Source organism: Candidatus Protofrankia californiensis (assembly GCF_900634765.1).
Lineage (GTDB): Bacteria > Actinomycetota > Actinomycetes > Frankiales > Frankiaceae > Protofrankia > Protofrankia californiensis.
In genome coordinates, this window is sequence record NZ_CAAAFT010000297.1 from 9,620 (window position 1) to 14,018 (window position 4,399).

Genomic DNA, 4,399 nt, shown 5'->3' on the forward strand with positions numbered 1-4,399 from the left:
GACGATCGGGCTGGAGACGATCGGGCTGGAGACGATCGGATCCGCGCGGACTGTGCGTTGCTGGTGACAGCGAGCATGGCCCTGCTGGTGATCCCGTCAGCCACGGTGTGTTTCGACTACCGTTACCTGCTGCCGACGCTGGTACTGCTTCCCCCGGCCGCGGCATTGGGCTGGCATCGGATCACGCTCGCCCGCGCCCGGCCCGTCCACCGGCCTCGACATCTTCGCCGTCGCTGACGTCGCGAGGCATGGGCTGTCCGGCCGCACAGGCGGTCAGACGCAGGTGATCAGCGAGCCCAGCCGAGCAGGCGGGGTGCTTCCATGCGAGGGCAGGTATCCATGACGACAGGTAGTCCGGCCTTCTCCGCCCGTTGCGCGGCGTCGTCGTCGCGGACACCGAGTTGCATCCAGATCCCCCCGGCACGGATGGCGATCGCGTCGTCGACCACCGGGGCGACCAGCTCCGACCGGAGGAACAGATCCACCACGTCCACCGGGAACGGGATGTCGGTCAGCGTGGCGTAACCCCGCTCGCCTGCGACCACGGGCCGGGAAGGATGAACCGGAATGGTCCGTTTACCGTGCGCGCGCAGATAGCCCGCGATGGAGTAGGCGACTCGGGAGGTGTTCTCCGACAGCCCGACTATCGCCCAGACCGCCGTGTCGGCAAGCATTCGCCGGATGATCTCGTCGTCTCCGTAGCGCACGCCCAGTACCAACCAGCGGCGCCGGCACGGTCATCCCGCGAGCACCGGACATCCCGCAACCGGCCGAAAACCAGTGGTTGCGCTATCATCAGGCGTGACATGGGTAGCCTTGACGCCGTGTCCGTCGCACTGTCACGGGTTCCGGTGGGAAACGGACCGGCTCTGCCCTTCCCTCCCACGCAACCGAAAACTCCGGCGGCTGGCAACGGGGACTTCTACGATCACGATGTGAAGAACCGGACATGCGCGCTGGCCCCGTGCTCACCGAACACGCAGATGAGCGGCGGGGCAGCGTGAGCACCCGACACGAGGTGACCGTCTCGGCGTCGGCAGAGCGCGACCTGCAACGGCTGCCCGACCGTACCGCCGGTGAAATCCGCCGATTCCTCAACGGTCCGCTGCGCAACGACCCGCGCAAGGCGGGCACGCCCCTGCCGGAGTCGCGTTCCACGATGTGGGAGGCGACCGGCCCGTCCTGGCGGATCCTCTACCAGGTGGACGCGAACACGCTGTCCGTCCGTGTCATGGTTGTCGCGCAACGCCGTGATCCGACCCGTCGCGCCTCGTAGCCATGCCTCGTAGCAGTCGCCGTCCGCCGAGCCCGTACGTCGCTGCGGACCTGCGGCCGTCGCTCCGAGCCACCCGTGCTGGAATCGTTACCCAGAGTTAATATCCAGTTGTCAAATTAAAATATTCCGACTCATGGTACTTTATCCGCAAAAATTCCTTTTGATACTGGAGATCGATAAAAAAATTTAATTAGTTAACTGATTAACAAGTGAGGCCGGTCACTCGGGTTACCCCCGGTTTGGCTATGGTTGCCCCACCGGAAGACTAGGGGGACTGCTGATCGAACGCCGTTGTTCAGCAGCCCCCTGAGTGCCATGTGGTGGACTCCTGGGGGTCGGATGAGATCGGTCAGTGCCGCGGCAGAGCATCTGCATGCCTCGTACGACCCAGTGTTCGTTCTGCTGTCCTTTCTGCTGGCCGTGTTCGGTTCGTTCGCGGCACTGGCGTGCGCGGTCCACCTACGTACGGCCACCGGCATCAGCCGACTGGCGTGGATGACTCTCACGGCGGTGGCGCTGGGCGGATGCGCGATCTGGTCGATGCACTTCCTCGGGATGATCGCCTACCGTATCGAGCCGGGGATCGCGTTCAACGAGACGATCACCGGTCTGTCGATGATTATCGCTGTGATCGTGGCCGGGATCGGGCTGACGGTGGTGGCCGCCGATCCCGACAGCATCCCGCGGCTGCTCGTCGGCGGGGTGGTCGCGGGAGCCGGTGTCGCCGCCATGCACTACACCGGCATGTACGCGATGCACACCAGAGGAACGATCAGCTACGTAATGCCGCTGGTCGGCCTGTCCGTTCTCATCGCCGTCGTAGCCTCGACAGCCGCCTTCTGGATCGCGTTCCACATCGGTGGTACCCCCAGGCGCGCCGTCGCATCGGTAATCATGGCGGTCGCAGTGTGCGGAATGCACTACACGGGCATGGCGGCCACCCGAGTCACCGCCGACCCGACCCTGCCACGACCGCATGGCGTCGACCCCTTCGCCATGGGGGCCATCACGACCTTCGCCGCATCCATTGTTCTGATGTTCATCATCTTCGCCGCGACCGGAGGGATCGGCAGTCCCATGCCCGATCATCCTCACCTCGCCGCCCTCCGATCGGAGCAGCCGGCCCAGGCCGACCGCTCCCGTGCTGACAGCAGTCCCGTACTGCACAGTGCGGTGCGCTCACACCAGCCGGCTGCCAATGCCGGTGCCGGTGCCGTGCAGGTAGCCGTCCCCTCCTTCCCGCACTCCTCGGCTACTGACCCCGACGAGCCCGCTCTGGTCAGGCACAACCACCGCGCGTCGCACCGTCCGGGACGGTGACGCGTCCGCCAGTGATGATCACTATGACGGTGCTACCGCCCGTCGCGGGGCCAGCCTACGGATCCACATCCCCACATCCCCACAACGAGAAAACAGATTCGCCCGGAAGTCCATTCGGGCTTTCGATCTGACTTCCGACAAGGAAAGAAGATGAGGATTCTTCTACTCACGTCCGCATTCAACGGACTCACCCAGCGGGCATGGATCGAGTTACGGCGTTCGGGCCACCGTGTGACGGTCGAGCTGGCGCTCAGCCCGGAGGCGATGCGCGACGCCGTGCGGCTGTCCGATCCTCATTTGATCATATGTCCGTTCCTGCGCGAACGGGTACCGGACGACATCTGGACGACTCGGCGAACAATCATCATCCACCCGGGACCGGTCGGCGACCGCGGCTCGTCCTCGCTGGACTGGGCCATCCTGGAGGGAGCGTCGACCTGGGGTGTCACGGCTTTGCAGGCCGTCGCCGAGATGGACGCCGGGCCGATCTGGTCGACCCGGGAGCTCGCCGTCCCACCCGGCATCAGCAAGTCGGCGCTCTACAACGGGCCGGTCACCGACGCGGCCATGGCCGTCATCCACGACGTGGTCGACAAGGCACAGGTCGTCGGGTTCCTGCCCACCCCGCTCAACAGCATCCCGACGCACCGGCTGCGCGGCAGATTGCGGCCGTCCACCCGCGCCGACGACCGGCGCATCGACTGGGACATCGACACCACCAGCGACGTCCTGCGCAAGGTGGCGGCGTCGGACGGCTCGCCGGGCGCCCCATGTCTGCTGTTCGGCGAGCAGCTACGCGCCTTCGACGCCAGTCCGATCGTCGCGTTCCCCGTCCCCGCACAGGCCCGCAACGGCGAACGCCAGAACACGCTGCTGTCCCGGCGGGACGGCGCCGTACTGGTACCCACCGTCGACGGAGCGGTGTGGATCGGGCACCTCCGCCGCGCCGGCCAGCCCAAGCTCCCGGCCAACCTGGTGATACCCGATCACGTCCAGCCGCTGCCGGCGGCGACGTCGGAGGTCCCCGACCCGGACGCCGGCCGGGACGTGCGCTACCACCGTCACGGCTCCGTCGGATGGATCAGTTTCGACTTCTACAACGGCGCCATGTCCACGGAGCATTGCCGCCGGCTGCTCGCCGCGTTCACCTGGGCAAGCCAACAGGACACCCGCGTGATCGTGCTGCGCGGTGGCAACACCTTCTTCTCCAACGGCATCCACCTGAACGTGATCGAGGCGGCCGACCGGCCCGCAACCGCCGCCTGGGCGAACATCGACGCGATGGACGATCTGTGCCAGGCCGTCATCACCTGCACCAACCAACTCGTGGTCGCGGGCGTCTCGGGCAGCGCCGGCGCCGGGGGCATCATGTTCGCACTCGGTGCAGACCTGGTTGCCGCCCGTACCGGCGTGGTGCTCAACCCGCACTATGACAACATGGGCCTGTACGGATCCGAATACTGGACGTACACACTGCCACGGCGGGTCGGCAAGGAGGTCGCGACGGCGCTGACCACCGACTGCCTTCCCGTCGGTGACGTGGAAGCAGCCGACATGGGTCTGGTGGACCGGGTGCTCCCACACGAGCCGCAGGACTACGACAACGCCCTGCTGGCCCTCGCCGACGAGTTGGCCGGCGCAGGCTGGCAGGAAGCGCTGGACGCCAAGACCTCACGGCTCGCCGGCGACGAGGCCGAGATACCCCTTGAGGTCTACCGCACCCGTGAGCTGAGTCGGATGGCCGTCAACTTCTTCACCGAGAACCGCCACGCCGATCTGCGCCGCGCATTCGTCTTCAAGGAA

Annotated in this window: 4 protein-coding genes and 1 pseudogene; 4 read left to right on the forward strand and 1 reads right to left on the reverse strand. The window is 66.3% G+C overall.

Going from position 1 to position 4,399, the window contains the following annotated elements; all coding sequences use genetic code 11:
* Window positions 1–237 (forward strand): annotated as a pseudogene (locus DD1DGNOD_RS27130) (hypothetical protein); the annotation flags it as partial.
* Between the two features lie 50 nt (window positions 238–287).
* Here the strand turns inward: DD1DGNOD_RS27130 and DD1DGNOD_RS15850 are convergent.
* Window positions 288–674 (reverse strand): CoA-binding protein, encoded by a 387-nt coding sequence (locus DD1DGNOD_RS15850; RefSeq protein ID WP_131767231.1) that lies wholly within the window; start codon window positions 672–674, stop codon window positions 288–290.
* Between the two features lie 326 nt (window positions 675–1,000).
* Between DD1DGNOD_RS15850 and DD1DGNOD_RS15855 the strand changes: the two genes are divergently transcribed.
* The 3 genes from DD1DGNOD_RS15855 to DD1DGNOD_RS15865 all read left to right on the forward strand — a co-directional run.
* Window positions 1,001–1,276: a type II toxin-antitoxin system RelE family toxin gene (locus DD1DGNOD_RS15855; RefSeq protein WP_165485508.1), complete on the forward strand. Its 276-nt coding sequence runs from the start codon at window positions 1,001–1,003 to the stop codon at window positions 1,274–1,276.
* Between the two features lie 339 nt (window positions 1,277–1,615).
* Window positions 1,616–2,596 (forward strand): MHYT domain-containing protein, encoded by a 981-nt coding sequence (locus DD1DGNOD_RS15860; protein ID WP_131767183.1) that lies wholly within the window; start codon window positions 1,616–1,618, stop codon window positions 2,594–2,596.
* A gap of 150 nt (window positions 2,597–2,746) precedes the next feature.
* The coding region (locus DD1DGNOD_RS15865) for an enoyl-CoA hydratase-related protein (RefSeq protein ID WP_131770473.1) at window positions 2,747–4,399 on the forward strand (1,653 nt) is incomplete at its 3' end.